The following is a 26,045-nucleotide window of genomic DNA, read 5'->3' on the forward strand; positions in this document are numbered from 1 at the left end:
ATATTTCTTCGATTCTATCTTAATAAAGTTTATCTTTTAGTCGTTAAAATTGCAAGTGTCTTCGTTGGAAAATAGAGAAATCAAATTATATTTCTTTATTATACCTAGCCATTAGCGTTATACTAATTCATGGATATACAAGATTTGAGGAGGATTTCTATAATGGAAACAATAATTCCTATCAAGGGCGCAGTTTCATTTCAACTAACGTTAGATCCCACTGTTTGGATTTTCGATGATCGTAAATTAGATTTAAAAACGTACTTCACCTCACAAAAAGTGGAAGAAGATATGGATATCAAATATATGCGTGAAGTCGGTGCGCACTGGTCACGTGAAATTATGGAAGGGGCAACTTTCCCACCAACATTAAAATCCGAACGAAAATTTGACCGTAAAGGGATGGAAACAGGTACTTTCGGTATCGAATTAAGTCCCTTCTTGAAAAATGCTGAAATTAAACCAGAAGCGACAACAATCGTCATTGAATGCGAAGGTGGCAAAGAGTGTCCATTTACAATCGAAGAAGCTCATACATTAATTTTGCAATACAGCCAAGATGGTAAGCCTTTACTAGAAGATGGCCCTGTCCATGTATTATTTAGAGACGGTTCAAATGTAGACAACCCTATCAAAAATGTATTAGCTATTCGTGCCGAGTAGGAGGGAATGCAATGCGCGTAAAGTGTGTCATTTGCGATACAATTAACAATTTAGATGATAGTTTACCGTTAGCAAAAAAATTACGCAATCGACCAATTCATACGTATATGTGTGAGACGTGTCACGATCGTATTAAAGAAAATACCATCGCACGCGTTGAAACCGGGAATTTCCGTTTTTATCGTACTTCACCACAAATGGATAAAGAGTTTTAACAGCTACTAAAGGAGGTGACCCATTAATTGGCCACCTCCTTTATGTTGTTGAAAAGCTATTGTGTTAATGAAATTAAGATGTCCTATAAAATAAGATATGCTCTTCGGCGAAACGAGGGGTTGATTGAAGTCATTGTTCATATTATGCAGTAACAAATTGTACGGCATTTTATTCTATCATTAGATACTGTACGCATTTCATTGAAAAGAAAGACTGCCTAAAATGTCTTTATATCATAAAAAATAGTATGCCAGATTGCTTCTAGCATACTATTATATTTCGATTATTACCCATTATTTTTTTATAATCGCCTTCTCAATCAATTCGACAACCTGATACATAATCGTCGCAAAAAAGGCGATGATGAGCAGTGACATAAGCACGAGATTAAAGTTAAATACTTGAAAGCCATAAATAATTAAATAACCAAGACCTTTTGAGGACACTAAAAATTCACCAACAATAACCCCTACCCAAGATAATCCTACATTTACTTTTAAAGTAGAAATAATCGTTGGGAAGGAGGCAGGCAAAATCACTTCTCTAAATATTTGCCATCTAGTTGCTCCAAAAGTTTGTAATACTTTGCTATAGTTTGGATCTACCCCTTTAAAGGCCGTGTAAACAACAATCGTCGTAATAATAATCGAAATTAAAGCACCCATTGCGATAATCGAAAAATAGCCTGGGCCAAGTGCAACAATTAATATTGGTCCTAGCGCGACTTTCGGCATCGCATTTAAAATAACTAAATATGGATCGAGTACCTTTGACAGCAAAGGTGACCACCACAAAATGCTAGCTATTAATGTCCCTAGTAAGGTACCAGCAATAAAACCGATAACTGTTTCCATTAGCGTGACACCAACATGCAACGTTAACGAACCATCACTTACTTTTTCTATAAACGTTTGCCATACATATGTTGGTGAACTAAAAATTAAACGATCAATCCATCCAAATCTTGAAAGAAGCTCCCACCCTCCAAAAAATACGAGTAAGATGATCAATTGATATAATCGAACAAAGCGTTTTTCCTTTTTTAACATTTGTTGATACTGTTTAAATAATGTATTATCCAAGGCTCTCCAGCTCCTTCCAAATAGTTTGGAATACATCTGAATATGCCGGATGCTGTCGTACATCAAACGGAGATAGCTTGCGTAATGCTTCAGGTATTTCAAAAACTCTATGCAATGAACCTGGATTAGCTGAAAAAAGAAATACCCGTTCACTCATGGCGATTGCTTCACCAATATCATGTGTCACAAGAATCGCTGTTTTTTGATAGGCCTTTAAGGTTTCAACAACTAAGTCCTCAAGCTTTAATTTTGACTGATAATCAAGTGCCGAAAACGGTTCATCTAGCAGTAAGATTTTAGGATTTACTGCCAATGTCCTCGCAAGTGCTACACGCTGACGCATACCTCCTGATAACTCTCGGGGAAAATTACTCCCTACATGTGGTAAACCTATTTCTCGCAACAGTGCATTGGCGGTCACTTTATGTGTTTTATTGCTCCGCTCCAGAATTTTCAAGCCAATTGTGACATTTTCCTCGATAGTTTTCCAAGGAAACAAATAATCTTGTTGAAGCATGTAGCCAATGAGAGACTGATTTTGTGCTGAAATTTCCTCTCCATCAATGTATACATTACCATCAGTAGACGGAAATAAACCCGCAATAATTGATAATAAAGTTGTTTTCCCACATCCACTCGGCCCTATGAAAGATACAAATTCACCTTCACGAATTTCTAAACTGATATTACGTAAAACTTCCGTTGCCTGAGTATTGGAAAAATAGCTATGGTGAATATGTTCTAGTTTTAAAAATCCCATATTACTCAGCAGCCTTTTTAGCAAAGGTTGTATTCACAAGCTTTTCATAATCTACCCGTTGAGGAAGTTCACCTGCTTCCTCCATAATCGTTTGCAAGTTATCCCATTCCTCCTTATCTAAAATAGGATCCGTTGCATAAGAGCCTTGAGACTTATAACGCTCCACTACTGTTTCAATTAAAGCAACATCCACATTTTCAAAATATGGCTGAATGATTTTCGCTACTTCTGCAGCACTCTCTTTTTGTACAAAATCCTGCGCTCGTTTCAATGCGTTTGTAAAACCTTGCACTGTTTTCGCTTCATCCTTCAAATAACTACTTTTGGACATAAACGATGTGTAAGGTATATGACCAGATTCAGTTCCAAATGAAGCAACAATATAGCCTTTACCCTCTTTCTCAAAGATACTCGCTGTTGGTTCAAATAGTTGCACAAAGTCCCCTGTTCCAGAAGCAAAGGCCGTAGAAATATTAGCAAAATCGATGTTTTGAATGAGTGTTAAGTCGTTTGTAGGATTGATGCCATGTTTTTTCAGTACAAACTCACCCGCCATTTGGGGCATTCCACCCTTACGTTGCCCTAAAAATGTAGTGCCTTTTAATTGATCCCATGAAAAATTATCCATTTTTTCACGCGCAACTAAAAATGTACCATCTGTTTGAGTTAGCTGGGCAAAATTTTGTATTGGATCATTGGCGCCCTGAAGTGTCACATAAATAGAAGTTTCCGATCCAACTAAGGCAATATCAATGCCATCAGACAGTAACGCCGTCATTGTCTTATCGCCACCTGCAATCGTTTGTAACTCAACAGAAAGCCCCTCATCCTCGAAGAAACCTTTTTCAAGTGCTACATACTGCGGCGCATAGAAAATCGAGCGCGTCACTTCTCCAACTTTGACCTTTTCAAGCTCCGTTTTATTACACGCTGTCAAAGAAAGGAGTAACAAAGCAATAACACTAAATAATAAACCTTTTTTAAGCCAACGCATTCCATTTCCTCCTCGATTGATGAAAATAAGCCTATCAACATTAACTTATTCATATCAAAAGATTTCGGTGCCTATCAATTTAGGTTTGAGAGACACAATCGATTGAAAATGGGTTCCGTAGCCAATCGTTTATATGTAGATGGCTTAAAACGATAAAATTTTTTACGATACCAAATAAAACAGCCTTAGCAAATTAATGCTAAGGCTGTTTTATTACTTAAAAACTCAATACAAGTTTCACGGTATAGGAGCCAAGCTACTCTCATTGATTGGCAGCTTGTTGCTCTTCTCTTTTTTCACGCCACATACGTGTTTTATATACAATCAAAATTAACGCCGCTACAATGAGCCCTTCTACCATTGGAAGATATAATGCAAAAAATGTTAACATAATACACCCTAAAAACAGGAAAATGTAAATAACTATATTTTGTGATAGTTTTAATTTCTTTGCAAAGCCTAGTTTATAAACAAGTGCAGAGAGCAAAAACACTAGAGCAAACAGAGCATAACCTGCCATTTCATAGCTAGGTAAGTTTTCATATAAAAAACGCGTAATCCCTGCCATTTTTTCATAGGCATTTGCTGTTTCCTCTAAATTTGTCTGTGCAGCAACTTGAATAAAATTCAGTTCACTCAATAAAGCGGACTTTATATCCAAGACTCCTCTTCCTTTCATGTCAGCGGAAAATTATTGTTCTGCGTTACGTAATTTTTTCGCTGCTTTCTCACGTTCGTTTTTATCTAGAATTTGTTTGCGAAGGCGAATAGATTCTGGTGTGATTTCTAAGTACTCGTCATCACCTAAGTATTCAAGCGCTTCTTCTAGTGATAAAATACGTGGCTTTTTAATAACATTCGTTTGGTCTTTGTTTGCTGAACGGATGTTTGTTTTTTGTTTCATTTTTGTGATGTTTACAGTGATATCAGCGTCACGAGTATTTTCTCCAACGATCATACCTTCGTAAATATCTGTACCTGGCTCCAAGAACAGTGTACCACGGTCTTCAATTTGCATCATACCATAAGTTGTTGATTTACCAGTTTCCATTGAAACTAGTACACCTTGGTGACGGCCACCAATTTTTCCTGGTAATAATGGTTGATAGCAATCGAACGTATGGTTGATAATACCGAAACCTTTTGTCATCGACATGAATTCAGTTGTATAACCGATTAATCCACGAGCTGGTACTAAGAACGTTAAACGAACTTGACCACTGCCGTTGTTCACCATATCAAGCATTTCACCTTTACGTGTACCAATTGATTCAATAATTGAACCAACATTTTCTTCAGGCACATCGATTTGAACGCGTTCGTAAGGTTCACATTTCACGCCGTCGATTTCACGCACGATTACTTGTGGTTTTGACACTTGTAATTCGAAGCCTTCACGACGCATGTTTTCGATAAGGATAGATAAGTGAAGCTCCCCACGACCTGAAACTGTCCAAGCATCTGGAGAATCAGTATCTTCAACACGTAAAGATACGTCTGTTTGTAATTGAGCACGTAAACGCTCTTCTACTTTACGAGAAGTAACCCATTTTCCTTCACGACCTGCGAATGGAGAATTGTTTACTAAGAAAGTCATTTGTAAAGTTGGCTCATCAATACGTAATGGCGTTAGCGCATCTGGGTGTTCAACAGGGCAAACTGTTTCACCAACGTTGATGTCTTCCATACCTGAAACGGCGATTAAGTCACCAGCTTTTGCTGTCTCAACTTCTTCACGTTTTAAGCCGAAGAAACCAAAGATTTTCGTTACACGGAAGTTTTTCACTGTTCCGTCTAACTTCATAAGAGATACTTGTTGACCTACAGAAATTGTTCCGCGGAATACGCGACCAATACCGATACGTCCAACGAAGTCATTATAGTCAAGTAAAGCTACTTGGAATTGTAATGGCTCTTCTGAGTTATCAATTGGTGCTGGAATAGCTTCGATAATTTTCTTAAATAGACATTCCATATCCGCTTCTTGCTTAGATGGATCAGCGTCTAAAGAAGCTGTACCATTTACACCTGAAGCATAGACAACAGGGAAGTCTAATTGATCTTCATCTGCACCTAGTTCAATGAATAATTCAAGTACTTCATCTACTACTTCTAGTGGACGAGCTGAATCTTTGTCTACTTTATTAACAACAACGATTGGTGTTAAACGTTGTTCTAATGCTTTTTTCAACACAAAACGTGTTTGTGGCATACAACCCTCATACGCATCGACAACTAGTACAACGCCATCTACCATTTTTAAAATACGTTCTACCTCACCACCGAAGTCAGCGTGTCCAGGCGTATCAAGGATGTTGATACGAGTTCCTTCATAGTTTACTGCTGTATTTTTAGCTAAAATCGTAATACCACGTTCGCGTTCAATATCGTTAGAGTCCATTGCACGTTCTTCAACACGTTCGTTTGAACGGAATGTACCCGATTGTTTTAATAATTGGTCGACTAAAGTAGTTTTACCATGGTCAACGTGTGCGATAATTGCGATATTGCGAAGATCTTGACGTAAGTTTGTCATTATTCCACTCCATATTCTTTTTTCGAATGTTTAACTGTGATATTATAGCACAAGAAGGATAGAAATGTCCTTATTAGAATTTACATCATTCTAAAAAAATATAATTGCATTATAAATTTTTAATATAGGAGGCTCGGCTATGAATCGTGCAAAATTCGTAATGGGCATTTTCGCATTAGCAGCTGTTTTAGCAATGTGTTCTATTGGCTATTCTGTAGCAGCTGGTAGTGTTTTTGGTATAATAGCAGGCATTGTGGCTACTTGTGTCATTTTTATGACAGCCTTTAAATTGAAACGTAAACTGCGTGAGCAAGGATTACTTTAATAAGTAAGTAGGAGCCTGTCTAAAAATAGACGGCTCCTTTTTTATTCATAGGGCACAATATATTTTTCTAATAGCTCTTTGTGAATAGAAGGATTGGCAATGATGAAAGTATCCTGATGTAGGAAATCAAAGCTCTCCCCATGTAAATTAGTGGCGATAGCCCCAACTTCCTTAGCAATAATGGTACCTCCAGCAATATCCCATGGCGACAGTCGCATAGATACATAAGCATCTAGTTTACCACTAACAACAAACGCTATTTCCATTGCAGCTGAACCATACGACCGTGTACCACGTACTTTCCGAACCATTTCAATGACTTTTTCATTGTGAATATGTCGGTTTGGTGCTACCCAGTGTGCGTTTATACCAATGACCGATTCCTCCATTTTGACTGATTGCAATTTACGTAATGGTGAGTCATTGTACCATGCCCCTTCGCCTGCAATTGCATAAAATAAGTCTTCACGCATTACATCAAATATGTAACCTAGCTTGCCTACCCCATTAATAAAAATACCAATAGAAATCATAAAATGCCGATGTTGTTTAACAAAATTCATCGTGCCATCTATTGGATCAATAATCCATACAACGCCTTCTAACGACTCTACTTTTTCTCCCATGCCTTCTTCCCCTAAAATTTTATGGGTTGGATCAAAAGCGCGTATCTTTTCGATAAAAAATAATTCTGTTTCACGGTCAATATTTGTAACAAGGTCATTTGCGCTTGATTTTGTCTCGATCACTAAATTGTATGAAAAGGCATCTCGAATACGGCTCCCTGCTTCAAATATAATACTTTTTGCAAATTGATCAAATTGTTGTAAATCCATAAAAACCCACCCTTCGAATAGGCACTATGCTTCTAGCCCTTCTTAAAAATACTTGCAACTTATCTTCATTTAAAGATGTGCTAAAGGTTCTCATTCCTCATGATGATGTTAAACACAGCACATAATCTTTTCTGTCCATTATGATATATTGTCTATTTTAACCTTTATAACAATAAAAATCACCTGCTGTCGGAATATTCAGCAAGTGATTTTTCAAATTGGTATGAAAGTTTTATTACGCATAGGCGTGCAAACTTTCAAGTTCCAGTTGAATTTCAGCTAGACGTTTTTTACTTTTTTTAATTTCAATCTCATTTTTTTCATTCATTGCAGAGAATAAAGAGGCCAATTCATAATCTAATTCTAATTGTAGAATGTATTCATATTGCTTTTCAATGTCAACTTTACGTATAATTTTTACGATTGGTTTCATAAAAATCACATCCTTTTTTAAATTTTTTTTTACAAAAACTTATCAAATTTGATAAAGTTCTTGTTATAAGATTTTTTCCCAATTTTCTAATAAAATAAACCTTATAAATCGAAAGGAGTTAAATAAAATTGCCGAAAACTAAATGGACTAACAATGACTTCAATGTTTTTCAAATAGATGGATTAGACCAGAGAATGGATGCGTTAATTTCATCTGTACGACCAAAATTCCAACTGCTTGGAGAGGATTTTTCTTCCTTCTTTTCAAGTCATCTTGGAGAAGAATTTTATCCTCATGTTGCGAAGCATGCACGAAGAACAGTAAATCCCCCAAACGACAGCTGGGTTGCCTTTGCTCCTTACAAAAGAGGTTATAAATCATTACCTCACTTTCAGATTGGTCTTTGGAGCACGCATTTATTCATCGTCTTAGCTATTATTTATGAAGCTCCTCAAAAAAATGTGATGGCAGAACGTTTAATTGCCAATAAAGCATTGCTTCAGCAGCTTCCTAATGATTTTATTGTTTCTGGGGATCATATGTCTCCTACAGCAATCTCCATGCAAGCCGCAAAGGAAGACAAGCTAGATGAATTACTTATTCGTTTGCGTGATGTTAAAAAAGGTGAGTTTTTAGTCGGCCGACATATTCCAAGAGAACAAGCCATCCAACTGTCAGCTAGTGAACTTCATCAAATTACAGAAGAAACTTTCAATAGCTTACTCCCTATTTATAACATTATTGTTGGAAAATAAAGTTGAAGTGTTGTGCTTCATCACCATAACGTTAATTGTATGTAGTGTATGCACAGTACTTATTTTTAACACGTTAAACCATAAGATAAAAAAATGTGGACGTGAGAAATACTCACGTCCACATTTTTTAACGGCGTTGCTTTGGTACAACTTTAATAATCGTACCATCAGCTGCTTCTTTTGTTTGTTTAACAACAGGGTAACTGACATAACCACTTGCCTCTTCAAACTCACGAAAAATTGATTTTTCCCCAGCTTGCGAAGGAACAATTTCTTTAAAACGACGATATTTCGCCATCATTACTTCACGCTTAATGCCTTTATCATAAGCTTGTTCAATCCCTTCAAAAAATTGAACAACATCGACAATTTCCTCAGTCGACCAATCGATTGAAAACGGATAAGAATATTCCATTAGACATAACCACCTTTATGTTACTGAATCCATTTTACCCGGATACTTTCTGCTTCTGCAACCATTCGAGTGATTAGCTCCTCAACTGTTGGAATATCATGAATCATCCCTGTAACTTGTCCGGCCCAACCAAACCCTTCATCTTTCTCACCATTATAAATAAATCGTTTATTGGCAGTGCCACTAATATAATTTTTCAACGCCTCATACGTTGGTGTCATTTGTTCAATTTCTAAAATCTTTTCGGTAAAACCATTGCGTAACGCTCTTGCTGGAGCCCCAATAGAACGCTTAATAATTGTGGTATCTGCTTCCGAACTTGCAAGTAATGCCTCTTTATAAGCCTCTGATGCATCGACACATTCCTTCGTTGCAATAAAACGTGTACCCATTTCAATTCCCTCGGCTCCTAGTGCATGCGCTGCCATCCATCCTCGACCATCACCTATCCCACCAGAAGCAATAACAGGAATTTTCACACTATCTATAACTTGTGGCACAAGCACCATCGTTCCTACATCATCACGACCAAGATGGCCACCACCCTCTTGGCCAACTACCATCACAGCATCTGCCCCAAGTTGTTCTGCCTTCTGAGCTTGCCTACGTGCAGCCACAAGTACTAATTTCTTAATATCCGTTCCTGCCAATATATCAAAAATAGGTGCAGGATTACCTCCAGTCATCGTAACAACCGGTACCTTTTCTTCCACTGCAACACGCACCATATCCTCATAACCAGTGCCATACATACCAATTGCAAAGTTTACACCAAAAGGTTTATCTGTTAATGTACGTACTTTATGAATCTCTGCGCGCAATAAGTCAGGATCTCGTAAACTCATTGCTGTTATTTGTCCCAGCCCTCCAGCATTCGACACCGCTGCTGCTAAATCAGCATATGCTAAATAGGCTAATCCCCCTTGAATAATTGGGTATTTAACATTTAAAAGTTCCGTTACACGTGTATTCCAATTCATAGTACCTCCCCTTTCGTACAATACTAACTTCTCGAAATCATCAAAAAATCCTTTTATTTTTTTATGTAAAGTCTATTCTTTCGTGTCATTAGGTGCTATAATTCATTTGTTTTCTTAGATATTATAAAGTGAGGTGGTACCTGCGTTGTCACAATTAGAGACTCCATTGTTCGACGTATTACTAAAACATCGGAACAGACATCCAATTCAGTTCCATATTCCAGGCCATAAGAAAGGGCAAGGTATGGATCCTGCTTTCCGCGAATTCGTCGGCGACAACGTTTTATCAATTGATTTAATTAATATTGCTCCACTAGACGATTTACATTCACCAAAAGGCGCGATTAAGGAAGCCCAAGCACTTGCTGCCGAAGCCTTTGGTGCTGATCATACATTCTTTTCCGTTCAAGGTACTAGTGGCGCCATCATGACGATGATTCTGACCGTCGTCGGTCCAGGTGATAAGATTCTAGTGCCACGGAATGTTCATAAATCAATTATGTCAGCGATTGTTTTCGCTGGTGCAATCCCGATTTTTATTCATCCTGAAGTAGATGGCGAGTATGGTATTTCTCATGGAATAACACCTGAAGCTGTCGAAAAGGCTTTAATTGCTTATCCGGATACAAAAGCAGTCCTTGTCATCAACCCAACGTATTACGGCTTCACAGCTGATTTAAAGCGTATTGTCGAAATAGTTCATAGCCGTAATATCCCAGTAGTTGTTGATGAAGCCCATGGTGTACACATTAAATTCCATGATGAGCTTCCTTATTCAGCGATGGAGGCAGGTGCCGACATGGCAGCTACAAGCGTACATAAGCTTGGCGGCTCCATGACACAAACATCGATTCTAAATGTTCGTGAAGGCCTTGTCTCTGCAAAACGTGTACAAGCTGTTTTCTCAATGCTAACAACAACATCGACATCTTATCCATTACTCGCTTCGCTAGACACAGCTAGACGTCAGCTAGCAATTCATGGCTATGATTTAATCGATGATGCACTTCGTTTGGCTAAAGATGCTCGTAAACGTATTAACCAAATTCCGCATTTAAAATGTGCTGGTAAAGAAAAATTACACTCATCTGCAACTTATGATATGGATCCGTTAAAACTATTGATTAGTGTTAAGGATTTGGGTATTTCTGGTCATCAAGCCGAAGAATGGCTTCGTCATAATGCTAATATCGAAGTAGAATTGTCCGATCTATATAATATTTTATGTTTAGTGACATTAGCTGATACGAAAAAGGAAATTAATCTTCTAATTAATGCCCTTAGTCGTATGTCTAAAACATTTGATTCAGAAGCTGCTATTACAGAAGCAGTTGTTAATGTTCCGGATATCCCAGCACTTGCCATGTCACCACGTGATGCATTTTATGCGGATACTGAGGTTGTTCCTCTTGCAGAAGCGGATAATTGCATTTGTGCAGAATTCATAATGGTATATCCTCCTGGTATTCCGATTTTTATTCCCGGGGAAATAATTACCCAAGAAAATATTCGTTATATTCAAATGAATATTGAAGCTGGTTTACCTGTTCAAGGACCAGAAGATACAACATTAAAAACGATTCGCGTCATAAAAGAACGCAAACCGATCTTTTAAATGCTAAGCTACCTCTATAAAATGGGGTAGCTTTTCTTAACAAAAAAATACCATAAACTATAGAACATGGGTAACACAGGAAAAATAATCCATCAATAATACCACAAAAAAATCCCCAATTGTTTTATGATAATTGCGTCCGGAATCCACTTTGTGCTTGCAAATCGGTTATTAAACATTACTCTAGAAGCTATTATTTGCAGATTCGCAACGATTAGTTCCTTTCAACGAAAAAGAACGATTATTAGTTTGTATACAATCGATTTTTTGTCATTTTTTACATAAATAAATATACAAATAGCGGGCATAGAAATGCGCCAATAATTGCTGATAAGCCCATAGATAACGAGCCTACTGATAATTCTTGCTCTCCGTATTCTCTTAATTTAACAAGTCCAACGCCGTGCGAAGCACTACCTACCGCAACCCCTCTGCTAACAGCTGAGTCAATGTTGCCGTATTTAATGACTAACGGTCCGATAATAGCGCCTACAAATCCTGCCAGCATTACAAACACAGCTGTTAATGGTGGAATGCCGCCAATTGTTTCACTCACCTGCATACCAACAGGTGTCGTTAATGATTTCGGTAAGGCTGTCAGCATCCAGCTATCGTTGACACCGATCCATTTCAGCATAACAAATATTGTCACTATGCCCGTAATCATGGCGATAAAAATACCTGACAAAATAGAATACTTATACTTTATAATAATCGCACGCTGATTATAAAGAGGATACGCAAGTGCTACAACTGCTGGACCTAGCATTTTTTGAAGCCACTTGCCTCCCTCCATATAAGTAGAATACGGAACATTAAAGACTAATAAAATGATGACACTGACGATCGTTGTCGTCACTAGTGGAATCATTAAAGGATGTGGAAAACGCTGATAAAGTTTTGTAAATAACACGAACAACACAATTGTGCCGATTACAACAATCATTTCAATCAATAGTTAATTCCCCCTCTCCATCCTCTACAATAGCCTCTGTTTCTTTTTTAGCCAGCTCCTTTTTCTCAATCATTTGGGTTAGTAATCCTGTAATATAAATAGAGATTAACGTGCTGGCTATAACAGCTAAAATGATTAACAGGCCAGTCGTTGACAAAAGTTCAGGATAGTCAATCACTCCCACTGTTGCAGGAATGAAAAACAATGTTAATACGCCAATTAAAAAGCCTGCTCCATCTTGAATGTATTCTACTTTAATTATTTTAAAGATGAGTGAAAGTGCTAATAATAATAATCCAATTATACTTCCAGGCAGAGGTACATGTAATAAAGACACAATACCTTCGCCAATGTAATAATAAATATTGAGTATTCCAATCTGAACAATAATACGAACAACTCTCTGTAACATCGCAGCAAAATTTCCGTTCAACATTTCGCCACATTTCACCCCCTATTACGTTCATTCTACATCTGTAGGAATTTTCTGTCTATTATAATTTTAGAAAAACAACAGAAAAAGAAGGTCGCTCAAAACTTTAAGCGACCTTCTGATCAATAGGTTGTCTATAGACTGAAGAACATTCATTTAGTAGACGTTACTACTATTCCTTTTCTCAAAAAATAGTATTATTTTAACAGGTGTATTGATTAACCATTTTTATCTGTCCTAATTAATTAGAAGGCTCTGATTTCCGCTGCGGGCGAGCGTCGAGCCGCTTCCTCCGCTAAAGGAACGAAGGCTAAGTTCGTCACGTCCTGTGACAATGCCTTCGTGACCAACATCGTGTTGGCCTCAGGGTCTCGTCTGTCTCGCTTCCCCCGGGAAGCTTTGCTCTGCGACGAAAGCGAAGCGACAAGAGCACTCGAGTAGCCCTACGCTACAATCAGTAAAAAATAGGAATATATTAGCAAAATAGCAACAAAAAAATCCTTTTATCACTTAATAATAAACCTATTTTTTCTAATCAACACACCTACTATTTTAATTTATTCTCAATAGTTCTATAATGCATGTCCTGAACCACCATCAATATTGACAGAAGTGCCAGTCACATAGCTCGCAGCATCTGATACTAAAAATGTGATGACATTTGCCGCTTCTCGAGTATCTCCTACACGCCCAAGTGGAATCGTTTGACCAACTTTACGAGAATAATCCTCCCACGAAAGCTCTGGTTCATGTTCTTTCCATTTCTTCTCTATTTGATCACTTCGAATAAGCCCAATACAAACAGAATTCACACGAATATTATCTTTACCTAAGTCTTTGCTCATAGCTTTCGTTAATGCAAGCCCGGCAGCACGACTTACAGTAGTAGGGAGTGAATTTGCTGGTGGTGTTTTAGCCATTACCGCAGTCACATTAACTATTGCACCGCCACCAACCTTACGTAAATGAGGTGCAGCATATTTTGAACAATTGACAGCACCAAACACTTTTAAATCTAAATCAGCTTGCCACAGCTCACTACTAACCGCTTCAAAAGGATTAGCTGAAGATGTACCTGCATTATTAATAAGAATATCAAGGCGACCAAAATGCTCTACTGCTCGTCCAATTAAGTACTTACAATCTTTTTCCTTTGTAATATCAGTCGGTACAATTAATACGTCCTCGCCTGTTTCGTTTTTAATACAGCCAGCAGCCACTTGTAGCTGTTTTTCACCACGGGCACAAAGTACAACCTTTGCCCCCTCTTTCACAAGCTGCATCGCTGTATAATAACCAATTCCCTTACTTGAACCTGTAATAACTGCTACTTTCCCCTTTAAGCCTAGTTCCATTGATATCACCTCAGTTTTTTGTTCAACTTCTCTTTTTTCATAAACATCGTTATCATTTTCGGACATCTAACAGTCAATCAGAGATCTATTTGACACTTCACAAGTTCTATCTGACACCTTTACTAAGTCTATCCAGCATTTAATAGATTCCTAACCAAATAATATTTTTCGAAATATTCATTCGATATAATTACTTTATCAAAATTACAAGTAATATACAAAAAAACGGCTACAAAGCAAATGCTTTATAGCCGTCTTCATGAACTTTATTATTTTTTTGCTACAATATGGATTGGATTGCCAAGTAATACTTCAGCAGCTTCCATTGTAATTTCACCTAAAGTTGGGTGAGCATGGATTGTTAACGCAATATCTTCCGCAGTCATGCCGCCTTCAATTGCTAAGCCCATTTCAGCGATCATATCTGATGCACCAGCACCTACGATTTGAGCACCGATTAATAAGCCATCTTCTTTACGAGCAACAAGCTTCACGAAACCTTCTGTTTGGTTTAATGCAAGTGCACGACCATTTGCTGCGAATGGGAATTTAGCTGCAGTGTATTCAATGCCTTCAGCTTTCGCTTCATCTTCGTTATAACCAACTGTTGCCATTTCTGGATCTGTGAAGCATACAGCAGGAATAGCTAAATAATCAACGATTGATTTTTCACCAGCGATTGCTTCAGCAGCAACTTTACCTTCGTAAGATGCTTTATGAGCAAGCTGAGGACCTGCTACAATATCACCAATTGCATAGATGTTTGGAATATTTGTACGACATTGTTTGTCAACATTGATTAGACCACGTTCACCGAATTCAACACCGATTTCAGCAAGGCCCATTTCATCTGTATTTGGACGACGACCTACAGTCACTAATACATAGTCAGCTTCAACTTTTTTCTCTTCTCCGCCAACTTCATAAGTTACTACTACGCCGTTTTCTGTTTCTTCAACGCCTTTTGCAGATGCGTTTACTTCCATTTCAACGCCTTTCTTTTTAAGGCCTTTTTTCACGATTTGTGTCATTTGCTTTTCGAAGCCAGCTAAGATATCTTTTCCGCCTTCGATAATTGTTACTTGTGAGCCAAGATTAGCATAAGCTGAGCCTAACTCTGTACCAATATAGCCTCCACCGATAACAACTAATTTACCAGGAACTTCTTGTAAAGAAAGTGCGCCAGTAGAGTTTAGTACGCGATCAGAGAATTTAAATGTTGGAATTTCAACTGGGCGTGAACCTGTTGCGATAATTACATTGTTAAATGTGTAAGTTTGAGCAGATTCACCATTGATGATACGCACTGAATGAGCGTCAACGAAATAAGCTTCACCTTGTACAATTTCAACTTTATTACCTTTAAGTAAGCCTTCAACACCGCCAGTTAATTTTTTAACAACGCTGTCTTTAAATGCTTGTGCTTTTGAGAAGTCTAATTTCACATCAGAAGCGATGATACCCATGTCATCTGAATGTTTAGCATGCTCAAAACGGTGACCTACTGAAATTAATGCTTTTGATGGGATACAACCTACGTTTAAGCACACACCACCAAGTACATTTTTTTCAACGATTGTTACTTTTTGGCCAGTTTGAGCTGCACGGATTGCTGCTACATATCCTCCAGGACCTGAACCAATGACAAGAGTATCTGTTTCGATTGGAAAATCTCCTACTACCATTTTTGTTACGCCTCCATTAATAATAATTCTGGTTCACTTAACAAACGCTTTAAGTGATTTAAAGCATTTTGCGCAGTGGCTCCATCAATCATACGATGATCAAAGCTCAATGATAATGCTAACACAGGTGCGGCTACAATTTCACCATTTTTTATTACAGGTTTTTCTGAAATTCGACCAATACCTAAAATCGCTACTTCAGGGTGATTAATTACCGGAGTAAACCATTGCCCCCCTGCAGAGCCGATATTCGTAATCGACATCGATGCACCCTTCATTTCATGTGGTGCAAGCTTGCCTTCACGTGCTTTAGTCGCTAACTCATTAATTTCATTAGATACTGCAAACACAGATTTACGATCTGCGTGCTTAATAACAGGTACTAGTAAGCCTTTTTCTGTATCTGCTGCAATACCAATATTGTAGTAATGCTTCTGAATAATTTCTTGTGTTGCATCATCTAATGAGCGGTTAAATTCTGGGAATTCGCGCAAAGTTGAAATAAGCGCTTTAACTACGTATGGTAAGTACGTTAATTTGACACCCTTCTCAGCAGCGATATCTTTGAATTTTTTGCGATGTGCTACAAGAGCGGTTACGTCGACTTCATCCATTAGTGTAACATGTGGAGCTGTTTGTTTCGAGTGAACCATTGCTTTTGCAATCGCTTTTCGAATGCCAGACATTTTCTCACGTGTTTCTGGGAATTCTCCCTCAAGAACAACTGGTGCTGCTTGTGTAGTTGTTTCTTGTTGAACAGCTTCTTCGTTAGCAACTTGTGCTACTTCAGCCTCTACAGCGCCTCCACCGTTTAGGAAATTCTCAATATCCAGTTTTAAAATACGGCCATTTTTACCTGTACCTTTAACTTCACGAATATTGACATCATTGTCTCGTGCAAATTTACGTACTGAAGGCATTGCAATGATACGTTTTGTATCGACAGCTACATCTTCAGTCTTTACTGCCGTTTTTTCTGAAGCTTTTTCTTCCTCGACAGGTGCCTTTGCTACTGCTTGGCCAGACTCAGCTGTTGCTTGAACTTGAGCTTCTGTTTTCGCTTCAGCATGGTCATCGCCTTTTAGCTTTAAGTCTTCATAGCCAGGTGCATCAAAGCGGATTAAGACATCACCAACAACGGCTACAGTGCCTTCTCCTACTAAAACTTCCTCTACTGTTCCTTCAACTGGAGAAGGTATTTCTACTACTGCTTTATCATTTTGTACTTCACAAAGAATATCGTCTTCTTTTACTGTATCTCCAGCTTTAACGAACCATTTCACGATTTCGCCTTCGTGAATACCCTCGCCAATATCCGGTAATCTAAATTCAAATGCCATGTGTACCCATCCTTTCTATTTACTGTTTTAGGAGCTACATTAAGAAGCTACATTAGAATGTTAAAACTTTTTTCGCTGTTGCCATTACATCTTTATAGTTCGGTAACCAAACACCTTCAGCTTGTGGGAATGGGTACACAGTATCTGGTGCAGCCACACGAAGTACAGGTGCTTCTAAGCTTAAAATTGCACGCTCTGTAATTTCAGCCACTACATTTGCAGCAATACCTGCTTGTTTTTGAGCTTCTTGTACAACGATTGCACGACCTGTTTTTTCAACTGATGCAATAATTGTTTCAATATCAATCGGTTGAATTGTACGTAAATCAATAACTTCAACAGAGTGACCTTCTTTTTCTAGCTCTTCTGCAGCCTTTAAGCTTTCATGAACCATTAATCCATAGGCAACAATTGTTAAATCTTTACCCTCACGTTTAACGTCCGCTTTACCTAGTGGAATTTCGTATGCTTCCTCAGGTACCTCTTCACGGAATGAACGGTATAATTTTAAATGCTCTAAGAAAATGACTGGATTATCATTTCGAATAGATGAAATCAGTAAACCTTTAGCATCGTATGGTGTTGAAGGTACAACAACCGTTAAACCTGGCTGTGCTGTCATTAAGCTCTCTAAGCTATCAGAGTGCATTTCTGGTGTATGCACACCACCACCAAATGGAGAACGGATTGTCACTGGTGCATTATAGACGCCACCGCTACGATAGCTCATACGTGCTAATTGACCACTAATTGAATCCATTACTTCAAAAACGAAGCCAAAGAACTGAATTTCAGGAACTGGACGGAAACCTTCTAGAGAAAGACCGACTGCTAAGCCACCAATACCTGATTCTGCTAATGGTGTATCGAATACACGGTCAACACCAAATTCTTTTTGTAGGCCTTCAGTTGCGCGGAATACCCCACCGTTGACACCTACATCTTCCCCGAATACAAGAACATTTTCATCATTCTTTAATTCCGTGCGAAGTGCATCTGTAATTGCTTGAATCATCGTCATTTGTGCCATAGGTTATTTCGACTCCTTCTCTTTGTAGATTTCATACTGTTCTTTTAAATTAGATGGCATTTCGCCTTTATACATGTTTTCCATTAACTCTGTTACTTTTTGTTTTGGAGCTGCATCGGCTTTTTTGATCGCCTCTTTAATTTCTTCTTTTGCACGCTCAATTACAGCCTCTTCTTTTTTCTCATCCCATAGACCTTTCGCCTCTAGGTATTTACGGAAGCGTACAAGCGGGTCTTTTTGTGCCCATTCGCTATCTGTATCAGATGTACGGTAACGTGTTGGATCATCACCTGCCATTGTATGAGGGCCATAGCGATAGCATAGTGTTTCAATTAAAGTTGGACCTTCGCCATTCACTGCGCGCTCACGTGCATCACGTGTTGCTACGTAAACTGCAAGTGCATCCATTCCATCTACTAAAATACTTGGTAAGCCTGCTGCTACACCTTTTTGAGCGATTGTTTTCGCCGCTGTTTGTAATTCACGAGGTGTTGAAATCGCATATTGGTTATTTTGTACAATGAAGATTGCTGGTGATTTAAACGCACCTGCAAAGTTAATGCCTTCATAGAAATCCCCTTGCGATGAACCACCATCACCTGTATAAGTTACAGCTACTGCTTTTTTACCACGTTTTTGAATACCAAGTGCTACGCCTGCTGCTTGCACATATTGAGCACCGATAATGATTTGAGGAGGTAATACATTTACGCCTTCTGGAACCTGATTCCCCAAGAAATGACCACGTGAGAATAAAAATGCTTTATCTAAAGGTAAACCATGCCATACGATTTGCGGTACATCACGGTAACCTGGTAAAATCCAATCTTCTTTCTCTAATGCAAATTGTGAAGCGAGTTGTGAAGCTTCCTGACCAGCTGTTGGTGCATAGAAGCCTAATCGACCTTGACGGTTAAGTGAAATAGAGCGTTGGTCTAAAATACGTGTATAAACCATACGCGTCATTAATTCAACTAGCTCCTCGTCAGATAATTTTGGATCTGCCCCGTCATTTATAATTTCGCCTTCTTCATTCAAAATTTGAAACATTTCAAACTTATCTTCGATTTCAGTTAGCGTTTGTTTAGCATCAAAAATATTGTTGTTTTTCTTGCTCATTTGTCACATCTCCCTTTCAACTGTATTAAAATAAATCACCTTTTTAACTAGTACAACTTATTCTTTGCACTCAGTATACTGAATAAAATACGGTCGGTCAATCATATATTACGCGTACAAATAAAGATTTTTTCTGAAATAACTATTTAAGACCCCTGTCTTATTCTGTATCACAAAATGACACCAACTGTATTATAACAATATAGTTAGAGCGCACAATTATTAGGTTTCCCTACTTGATCACCAATAGTAGAATGCCCCAGTTCTAGACAATCTAATAGCTATAGAAAAATTTTTTAAGTATATTCAAATAAGGTCTTTTTTCATGTGATTGTATTAATACGTGATGTATACTTATAAGTAAAGCACTACAAAGTTGAAAGGAAGATTCACATATGATTTTAATGGATGATATTATTCGCGAAGGTCATCCGACTTTACGCACTAAAGCCGAGGAGGTTAAATTCCCTCTAACTGATGAAGTAAGACAACTCGCAGAAAACATGCTTCAATATTTAATAAACAGCCAAGATCCTGAAATTGCAGATAAATATGATTTACGTAGCGGTATTGGATTAGCAGCCAATCAAATAAATAGTCTACATCGAATGTTTGCTCTTCATTTAAAAGATGAGAATGGCGAACAATTAAGTTTTGTAGCAATAAACCCTAAAGTTGTAAGTCACTCTGTTGAAAACACATACCTTACAGGAGGCGAGGGTTGCCTTTCTGTTGATCGCAACGTCTCAGGCTATGTACCACGTCACGCTCGCGTTACAGTTAAATTTAAAACAGTCGACGGTGAAGAGAAAAAAATGAGACTTAAAGGCTTGCCTGCTATAGCCTTCCAACACGAATTAGACCACCTTAACGGCATCATGTTTTACGATCGCATAAATGAAAAAAGTCCATTTGCAGAAATTCCAGACTCTAAACCATACGAGCGTGACTAAGAGTACATAAAGAAAACACCCATGCGGTTCATTTGACATCGCAGGGTCTATTTTCTTTTCGCAACCCGTTGCGATTTTTCATCCATCTCTTTTCACTCTCCATTTAATTAAAGACTATGAATAAATTTATTGACATCGAATAATTTACTATGTAATTAAAATAAGCAACTAGTTGTAGTTATTTTCTCCAACTAGTTGCTTTTTTATTTTCTTCAATCATTTATACCTCGACATAATTGCGTCCAGATTCGGCTTTGCGCTTGCGAAAGCGAAGCGATAACAAGATGATGTTAGTCAATCAGCCATTGCCACAGGACGTGACATTCTTAGGCTGAGTCCCTCTATTTCAACAGATGATTAAACAAACGCTGAAAGAAGTTAAATAATGTTTAATTGACGCATAATTTTTGCAATACCGTCCTCATCTACATGATCAGCTACATGAGTAGCAACAGCCTTCACTCTCTCATGCCCATTCCCCATCGCTATGCTGGTACCGACAGCCTGAAGCATCTCTATATCATTAATACCATCTCCGAAAGCAATAGCATCTTCCAATGTAAGTCCCATTCTTTCAAGCACCTTTTCAATGCCAGCAGCCTTTGAACCACCCTTTGGTAAAATGTCACAAGAATAGCGATGCCAGCGTACAAATTGTACGTTTGGAAATGCTTCACGATACAAAAGTTCATCTTTTTCTTCCATAAATATAAGTGTTTGATAGACATTGTTCTGCATATAATAAGATGAGTCTAGCTTTGGATACGGGTATTTTAATGTATTTAAGCTTTCTGCCACCTTATGATCATTTCCAACAGATGCAATCATTTGCTTGTCATCTAAAAATACTACCGGTTCATTTCGCGCTTCACCAAAAGCAATAATTTCGGCTAGCTCATCTTTTTTAATACCATTTGTATAGACAACCTCACCTTTATAAACGACATATTGTCCATTAAAGGTAATATACGTATTAATATCTAGCTCCTCTAATAAGGATTGAATCATAAAAGGTGCTCGTCCTGTAGCAATTGCAAGCTCGTATCCTTTACGACGAGCTTCAAAAAGCGCCTCTTTCGCAGAAGTTGGCAATATTTTTTCACTGTTATAAAGCGTTCCATCAACGTCAAAAAATAAAATTTTCTTCATCATAATAGTCCCTTTCGTATGTATTCTGCAAAGGTTAATAACTTTACGCATGCATAATTTTTCGTTATAATGATCCTAAGGAGTGATGTGCCATGCTGAAGAAACTAAAACGTAAATTGTTGAAGCAACTTCGCGGCATACTCGGAAAAAAATCAATTGCCTAACATTTGCCCTTCATTATTTGAAGGGCTTTTCTTTATTTTAGAGTAACTGCGTGATAATATAAAGGAAATGCATTTATTTGGCTATGTGCAACCACTGTCTCAACGATTTATTCAATTATGCCTTGTCGTAGTGCAAATTTGAAACATTGAGATACAAGAACTTCAAACGCCTTATTTCTTCCTCAGTATACTAGAAATTCGCTGTTTTTTCTTGTAGTACGTGCGTGGTATTAGGCAAAGGTGCAATAAAATTGTACGCAATAAAAGGAGAGCAAACTATGATTTACAAAGTTTATTATCAAGAAGATGCAAATGAAATTCCAGTTCGCGAAAACACTAAAAGTCTATATCTTGAAGCTGCTTCAGAGCGCGAAGTACGTGAAAAGCTAAAAGACCGAAACTATAACATCGAGTTCATTCAACTGCTTGAAGGTAACTATTTAACTTACGAACAAGCAAGTCCGAACTTCATCTTGGAGGAAATTTAACAAACATGAAGTTTGTTAAAAATGACCAAGCAGCTGTTTTCGCACTCGGCGGACTGGGCGAAATCGGCAAAAATACTTACGGCGTTCAATTTCAAGATGAAATTATCTTAATCGATGCCGGCATCAAATTCCCAGAAGATGACTTACTCGGCATTGACTACGTTATTCCAGATTATACGTATTTAGTACGTAACGTCGACAAAATTAAAGGATTATTTATTACACACGGACATGAGGATCACATCGGTGGTATTCCTTATTTATTACGTCAAGTAAATGTCCCTGTCTACGGTGGTAAGCTGGCACTTGGCTTATTGCGTAATAAATTAGACGAACACGGCTTGCTACGTACAACAAAACTTATCGAAATTAAAGAAGAGGATGTTATTAAATTCAGAAAAACGTCTGTTAGCTTCTTTAGAACAACACATAGTATTCCAGACGCTTACGGAGTTGTCGTAAAAACACCACCTGGTAACATCGTGCATACAGGTGACTTTAAATTTGACTTTACACCAGTAGGCGAGCCAGCTAACTTAACAAAAATGGCTGAAATCGGACGTGATGGCGTACTGTGCTTACTTTCAGATAGTACAAATGCTGAAAAGCCAAACTTCACAATGTCAGAACGTACAGTTGGAAAAAGTATCGATGAAATTTTCCGTAAGGTTGATAGTCGTATTATCTTTGCAACTTTTGCGTCAAACATTCACCGTTTACAACAAGCAACAGACGCTGCCATAAAATACGGACGAAAAATTGCTGTCTTTGGCCGTTCAATGGATAACGCCATTACGATCGGTCGTGAACTTGGCTATATTAATGCACCGAAGGATACATTTATTGATGCCCAAAGCATTAATCGACTTCCAGCTAACGAAGTTATGATATTATGTACAGGCTCTCAAGGTGAACCAATGGCCGCACTTTCTCGTATTGCCAATGGTACACATCGCCAAATTCAAATTCAGCCTGGTGACACAGTTATCTTTTCTTCTTCACCAGTACCCGGAAATACAGTAAGTGTAAACAAAATTATCAACTTACTTTTCCGCGCAGGTGCTGAAGTTATTCATGGTGCACTAAATAATATCCATACTTCTGGTCACGGTTCTCAGGAAGAACAAAAATTGATGCTACGCTTAATGAAGCCTAAATTCTTTATGCCAATTCACGGTGAGTACCGCATGCTAAAAATGCATACTCATCTAGCAGAAGATTGTGATGTTCCACTTGAAAATTCATTCGTCATGGAGAATGGCGACGTGCTAGCATTAAGTCCTAATGAAGCACATGTAGCTGGTCGCATTCCTTCAGGAGACGTTTATATTGACGGAAATGGTATTGGAGATATCGGCAACATCGTGCTTCGCGATCGACGCATTCTTTCTGAAGAAGGTTTAGTCATTGTTGTTGTCAGTGTTGATATGGAAAATCAGAAAATCGTTTCCGGCCCAGACATTATTTCACGAGGCTTCGTTTACATGCGTGAGTCTGGTACGATGATTAATGAAGCACAAAAAATGCTAAATCGTCATTTAAACGAAACAATTCAAGGCAAAACTCCTCAATGGACTGAGCTAAAGAATGAAATCACTGACGTATTAGGACCATATCTATTTGAAAAAACAAAACGTCGACCTATGATTTTACCGATTATTATGGAGGTTTAGCCTCATCACTAAGAAGCTACGTAAATTACGTAGCTTCTTTTTTAATTGGTTTTAATCCTATTAAGAATACAGTTTTCAAAAAGCGCGTGTTCCAACAATACCCAAAGCAAACAGCAACGTATTTTATTTTAAAAATTTTGAAACCTCTCTTTTTTATTTTACGTATATAAAAGTATCAAAACAAAAAAGGAGCGTTTTTATGTTAGATAAAATCCTTCATTCCATACTCAACGGGTCATCTAAAAAACATCACCATTCATCAAGTAGCCATCAAAAGTTTTCCAAGCGTCATAATTATTACGGCCATAAACATTATAAACGTAGCCATCGCAAAAGCTCACGTAGCTTCTTTAGTTCAATGAGTTTCTTCAGTAGCTAATGTGGTGGAATCAATTATCCGAAAAACGTTTCGATCAAGAAGTTCAACGGTATATAGCAGCGCAGCAAAATTTCTCTTTCGTTAAACTTCTTGGTTTCGGTTCGTACGGTCGAACATATTTAATAGAGGAAAAATCCACGAAAAAGCTTTTTGTTTTAAAATGCCTACGATTAAAACATCGACGCCATCAAAAGACGAAAAGTAAGTTTATGCAGGAAATTGAAATTCTTCAACGTTTATCAATGCCTAGTATTCCGTCTATTCAATTGACAGGTACTATTCAAGATATACCTTTTTTTATCATGGATTATATCAATGGCCGAACATTTGAACAGCTCATTTTTGATGAAGGCCAAATATTTACAATCTCTCAATCACTTTTAATCACGAAACAATTATTACAACAAATAGTTGTTTTACATGAAAATAGCATAATACATCGAGATTTACGCATCCCCAATATTTTATTTGCCAATCAACAATTGTATATTATTGATTTCGGCCTTGCTACCGTTAAAAAAAATGTAGATTTCTCTTTAATCGATAACCCAAAGCAAGCTGAAAATCATATTAGTGATTTATATTTTGTTGGTCATTTTTTATTATTTTTACTGTACTCAAGCTACAAGCCTTCTACAAATAAAGAAAAGCCTTGGCAAGAAGAATTAGCTCTACCGAATGACATCACGAATTTCCTGGAACGATTATTATGGATTCAAAAACCTTTTAACAGTTCAATGGAAGCCCTACAGTTACTCCCAATCAAAAAATGAATTGTTCACCCTGTTAGTGAACAATTCATTCCCTTTAGTTAAATCTTAAAAAATTTTTTTAATATATAAGCAACCCATCTATGCTCCGGCTGTAAGCGTATATTTTCGATTAAACCTTTTACAATTGCTTTGCTATAGGTTAGATCATCAATTTGAGATTTTAACAATTCAAGAGAGTCACGTTCAATTGACTCCTCTAAACCACTTAGGTGTTGATCAATTAATTCTAACAAAGATTCCTTTGTAACTTCTTCATTACATGGTTTTGCTGTCAATTGAACAAGCTCTTCCGTGATAAACGGAATCGTTGTATGCCGTGCAATAATGTCCGTCTTTTCCGCTAAAGATTTAGCCAATTGATCTAAATCTAATGGTATATCGGAAAAAATAAAAAGTTCTGCATAACTCTTCATAAATCCTTTAATGCAGTACATAACATCATATTTTGTCTTATGGAGTTCATCCCGATAAAGCTGTTCAAGCATATAGATGATCGACTTTGACATCTCGGCATCATAAGCACTTATTTTTTGAAACAATTCTTTTTTTGTAAGAAGAACTTTCTCATTTAAAAAAACGCGGGCAGATGCAGAATGTTTTTTAAACGCTTGAAAAATACTTTTGTAAAACTCAACTAATATGACATCTTTACTAAGCGAACTCCTGACTACTTGGTCAACATCGGTAACAAATTGCTGTAGATAATACTCTACCATCGAAACAAGAAGCTCGTCCTTTGTTTTAAAAGATAAATAAAATGCTCCTTTTGAAATTCCACATCGTTCTGTAATTTGCTGTACAGATGTAGATTCAAAGCCTTGTTCTGAGAATAACTCTAATGCTTTCTCCATAATTAGTTGCTTTTTTAACATACTTTTAATTCTCTCCTAATGTATTTCATTGACAAGTGACCAATTAGTCATTAGTATAAATAATTGA

The 26,045-nt window shown here is 37.5% G+C and carries 27 protein-coding genes; 9 read left to right on the top strand and 18 right to left on the bottom strand.

What is annotated here, in order from left to right; all coding sequences use genetic code 11:
* Positions 1-162 precede the first annotated feature (162 nt).
* Entirely contained in the window at positions 163-663 is a 501-nt protein-coding gene (locus ACB089_RS19980; protein WP_368636856.1) for a peptidyl-prolyl cis-trans isomerase, read from the top strand.
* An 11-nt stretch (positions 664-674) separates the two neighbouring features.
* Complete coding sequence (locus ACB089_RS19985; RefSeq protein WP_368636857.1) at positions 675-878, top strand: YlaI family protein; 204 nt, start codon at positions 675-677, stop codon at positions 876-878.
* 294 nt (positions 879-1,172) lie between these two features.
* Here the strand turns inward: ACB089_RS19985 and ACB089_RS19990 are convergent, their stop codons facing one another.
* The 5 genes from ACB089_RS19990 to typA all read right to left on the bottom strand — a co-directional run bounded on the left by ACB089_RS19990 (position 1,173) and on the right by typA (position 6,251).
* Positions 1,173-1,961 carry an ABC transporter permease gene (locus ACB089_RS19990; RefSeq protein ID WP_374963619.1) on the bottom strand — a complete coding sequence of 263 codons (789 nt, stop codon included), beginning with the start codon at positions 1,959-1,961 and terminating at the stop codon, positions 1,173-1,175.
* Positions 1,954-2,721 carry an ABC transporter ATP-binding protein gene (locus tag ACB089_RS19995; RefSeq protein ID WP_374963620.1) on the bottom strand — a complete coding sequence of 256 codons (768 nt, stop codon included), beginning with the start codon at positions 2,719-2,721 and terminating at the stop codon, positions 1,954-1,956. The genes ACB089_RS19990 and ACB089_RS19995 overlap by 8 nt, the downstream gene beginning before the upstream one ends.
* Before the next feature lies 1 nt (position 2,722).
* A complete protein-coding gene (locus ACB089_RS20000; RefSeq protein ID WP_374963621.1) occupies positions 2,723-3,715 on the bottom strand; it encodes an ABC transporter substrate-binding protein in 993 nt (330 codons plus the stop codon).
* Between the two features lie 262 nt (positions 3,716-3,977).
* Positions 3,978-4,376: a YlaH-like family protein gene (locus ACB089_RS20005; protein WP_374963622.1), complete on the bottom strand. Its 399-nt coding sequence runs from the start codon at positions 4,374-4,376 to the stop codon at positions 3,978-3,980.
* Positions 4,377-4,406: 30 nt separating this feature from the next.
* Positions 4,407-6,251: a translational GTPase TypA gene (typA, locus tag ACB089_RS20010; protein WP_374963623.1), complete on the bottom strand. Its 1,845-nt coding sequence runs from the start codon at positions 6,249-6,251 to the stop codon at positions 4,407-4,409.
* Between the two features lie 139 nt (positions 6,252-6,390).
* On the opposite strand from typA, the gene ACB089_RS20015 reads away from it, so the two are divergent.
* Positions 6,391-6,576, top strand: a complete 186-nt coding sequence (locus tag ACB089_RS20015) for a DUF5325 family protein (protein WP_368636863.1) — start codon at positions 6,391-6,393, stop codon at positions 6,574-6,576.
* A 41-nt stretch (positions 6,577-6,617) separates the two neighbouring features.
* Here ACB089_RS20015 and ACB089_RS20020 read toward each other — a convergent pair whose 3' ends face one another.
* Entirely contained in the window at positions 6,618-7,412 is a 795-nt protein-coding gene (locus ACB089_RS20020) for an inositol monophosphatase family protein (RefSeq protein WP_374963624.1), read from the bottom strand.
* Between the two features lie 235 nt (positions 7,413-7,647).
* Entirely contained in the window at positions 7,648-7,845 is a 198-nt protein-coding gene (locus tag ACB089_RS20025) for a hypothetical protein (RefSeq protein WP_368636864.1), read from the bottom strand.
* 128 nt (positions 7,846-7,973) lie between these two features.
* On the opposite strand from ACB089_RS20025, the gene ACB089_RS20030 reads away from it, so the two are divergent.
* A complete protein-coding gene (locus ACB089_RS20030; protein ID WP_374963625.1) occupies positions 7,974-8,600 on the top strand; it encodes a YktB family protein in 627 nt (208 codons plus the stop codon).
* A gap of 127 nt (positions 8,601-8,727) precedes the next feature.
* On the opposite strand, the gene ACB089_RS20035 is transcribed toward ACB089_RS20030, so the two are convergent.
* Together ACB089_RS20035 and ACB089_RS20040 are read right to left on the bottom strand one after the other, a co-directional pair.
* Complete coding sequence (locus ACB089_RS20035) at positions 8,728-9,015, bottom strand: UPF0223 family protein (protein WP_368636866.1); 288 nt, start codon at positions 9,013-9,015, stop codon at positions 8,728-8,730.
* A gap of 20 nt (positions 9,016-9,035) precedes the next feature.
* Entirely contained in the window at positions 9,036-9,995 is a 960-nt protein-coding gene (locus ACB089_RS20040) for an NAD(P)H-dependent flavin oxidoreductase (protein ID WP_374963626.1), read from the bottom strand.
* Between the two features lie 145 nt (positions 9,996-10,140).
* On the opposite strand from ACB089_RS20040, the gene ACB089_RS20045 reads away from it, so the two are divergent.
* Complete coding sequence (locus ACB089_RS20045; RefSeq protein WP_374963627.1) at positions 10,141-11,610, top strand: aminotransferase class I/II-fold pyridoxal phosphate-dependent enzyme; 1,470 nt, start codon at positions 10,141-10,143, stop codon at positions 11,608-11,610.
* A 277-nt stretch (positions 11,611-11,887) separates the two neighbouring features.
* On the opposite strand, the gene ACB089_RS20050 is transcribed toward ACB089_RS20045, so the two are convergent.
* The 7 genes from ACB089_RS20050 to pdhA all read right to left on the bottom strand — a co-directional run bounded on the left by ACB089_RS20050 (position 11,888) and on the right by pdhA (position 19,527).
* Complete coding sequence (locus tag ACB089_RS20050) at positions 11,888-12,556, bottom strand: LrgB family protein (protein ID WP_374967601.1); 669 nt, start codon at positions 12,554-12,556, stop codon at positions 11,888-11,890.
* A 1-nt stretch (position 12,557) separates the two neighbouring features.
* The gene (locus ACB089_RS20055; RefSeq protein WP_368636869.1) at positions 12,558-13,001 is read right to left on the bottom strand and encodes a CidA/LrgA family protein; all 444 of its coding nucleotides are present in this window, start codon (positions 12,999-13,001) and stop codon (positions 12,558-12,560) included.
* Between the two features lie 569 nt (positions 13,002-13,570).
* Complete coding sequence (locus ACB089_RS20060; protein ID WP_374963628.1) at positions 13,571-14,353, bottom strand: SDR family NAD(P)-dependent oxidoreductase; 783 nt, start codon at positions 14,351-14,353, stop codon at positions 13,571-13,573.
* A gap of 269 nt (positions 14,354-14,622) precedes the next feature.
* A complete protein-coding gene (gene lpdA, locus ACB089_RS20065; protein WP_053483451.1) occupies positions 14,623-16,038 on the bottom strand; it encodes a dihydrolipoyl dehydrogenase in 1,416 nt (471 codons plus the stop codon).
* 5 nt (positions 16,039-16,043) lie between these two features.
* Entirely contained in the window at positions 16,044-17,378 is a 1,335-nt protein-coding gene (locus ACB089_RS20070; RefSeq protein ID WP_374963629.1) for a dihydrolipoamide acetyltransferase family protein, read from the bottom strand.
* 52 nt (positions 17,379-17,430) lie between these two features.
* The gene (locus ACB089_RS20075) at positions 17,431-18,408 is read right to left on the bottom strand and encodes an alpha-ketoacid dehydrogenase subunit beta (RefSeq protein ID WP_368636872.1); all 978 of its coding nucleotides are present in this window, start codon (positions 18,406-18,408) and stop codon (positions 17,431-17,433) included.
* A 3-nt stretch (positions 18,409-18,411) separates the two neighbouring features.
* Complete coding sequence (gene pdhA, locus ACB089_RS20080; protein WP_374963630.1) at positions 18,412-19,527, bottom strand: pyruvate dehydrogenase (acetyl-transferring) E1 component subunit alpha; 1,116 nt, start codon at positions 19,525-19,527, stop codon at positions 18,412-18,414.
* A 395-nt stretch (positions 19,528-19,922) separates the two neighbouring features.
* Here pdhA and def point away from each other — a divergent pair, with 395 nt between their 5' ends.
* Positions 19,923-20,480, top strand: coding sequence for a peptide deformylase (def, locus tag ACB089_RS20085; protein WP_374963631.1), 558 nt, complete (start codon positions 19,923-19,925; stop codon positions 20,478-20,480).
* Positions 20,481-20,858: 378 nt separating this feature from the next.
* Here def and ACB089_RS20090 read toward each other — a convergent pair whose 3' ends face one another.
* Positions 20,859-21,629, bottom strand: a complete 771-nt coding sequence (locus ACB089_RS20090) for a Cof-type HAD-IIB family hydrolase (protein ID WP_368637008.1) — start codon at positions 21,627-21,629, stop codon at positions 20,859-20,861.
* Between the two features lie 442 nt (positions 21,630-22,071).
* Between ACB089_RS20090 and ACB089_RS20095 the strand changes: the two genes are divergently transcribed.
* From ACB089_RS20095 to ACB089_RS20105, 3 genes are all read left to right on the top strand, one after another.
* Complete coding sequence (locus ACB089_RS20095) at positions 22,072-22,281, top strand: DNA-dependent RNA polymerase subunit epsilon (RefSeq protein WP_068983311.1); 210 nt, start codon at positions 22,072-22,074, stop codon at positions 22,279-22,281.
* A gap of 5 nt (positions 22,282-22,286) precedes the next feature.
* Positions 22,287-23,954 (top strand): ribonuclease J1, encoded by a 1,668-nt coding sequence (gene rnjA, locus ACB089_RS20100; protein WP_374963632.1) that lies wholly within the window; start codon positions 22,287-22,289, stop codon positions 23,952-23,954.
* 378 nt (positions 23,955-24,332) lie between these two features.
* Positions 24,333-25,106, top strand: a complete 774-nt coding sequence (locus ACB089_RS20105) for a protein kinase (protein WP_374963633.1) — start codon at positions 24,333-24,335, stop codon at positions 25,104-25,106.
* A 38-nt stretch (positions 25,107-25,144) separates the two neighbouring features.
* Here ACB089_RS20105 and ACB089_RS20110 read toward each other — a convergent pair whose 3' ends face one another.
* Positions 25,145-25,978: a TetR/AcrR family transcriptional regulator gene (locus tag ACB089_RS20110; protein WP_374963634.1), complete on the bottom strand. Its 834-nt coding sequence runs from the start codon at positions 25,976-25,978 to the stop codon at positions 25,145-25,147.
* Between the last annotated feature and the right edge of the window lie 67 nt (positions 25,979-26,045).

This window comes from Lysinibacillus sp. RS10, from assembly GCF_041956855.1.
In the GTDB taxonomy this organism is placed as follows: Bacteria; Bacillota; Bacilli; order Bacillales_A; family Planococcaceae; genus Lysinibacillus; species Lysinibacillus xylanilyticus_A.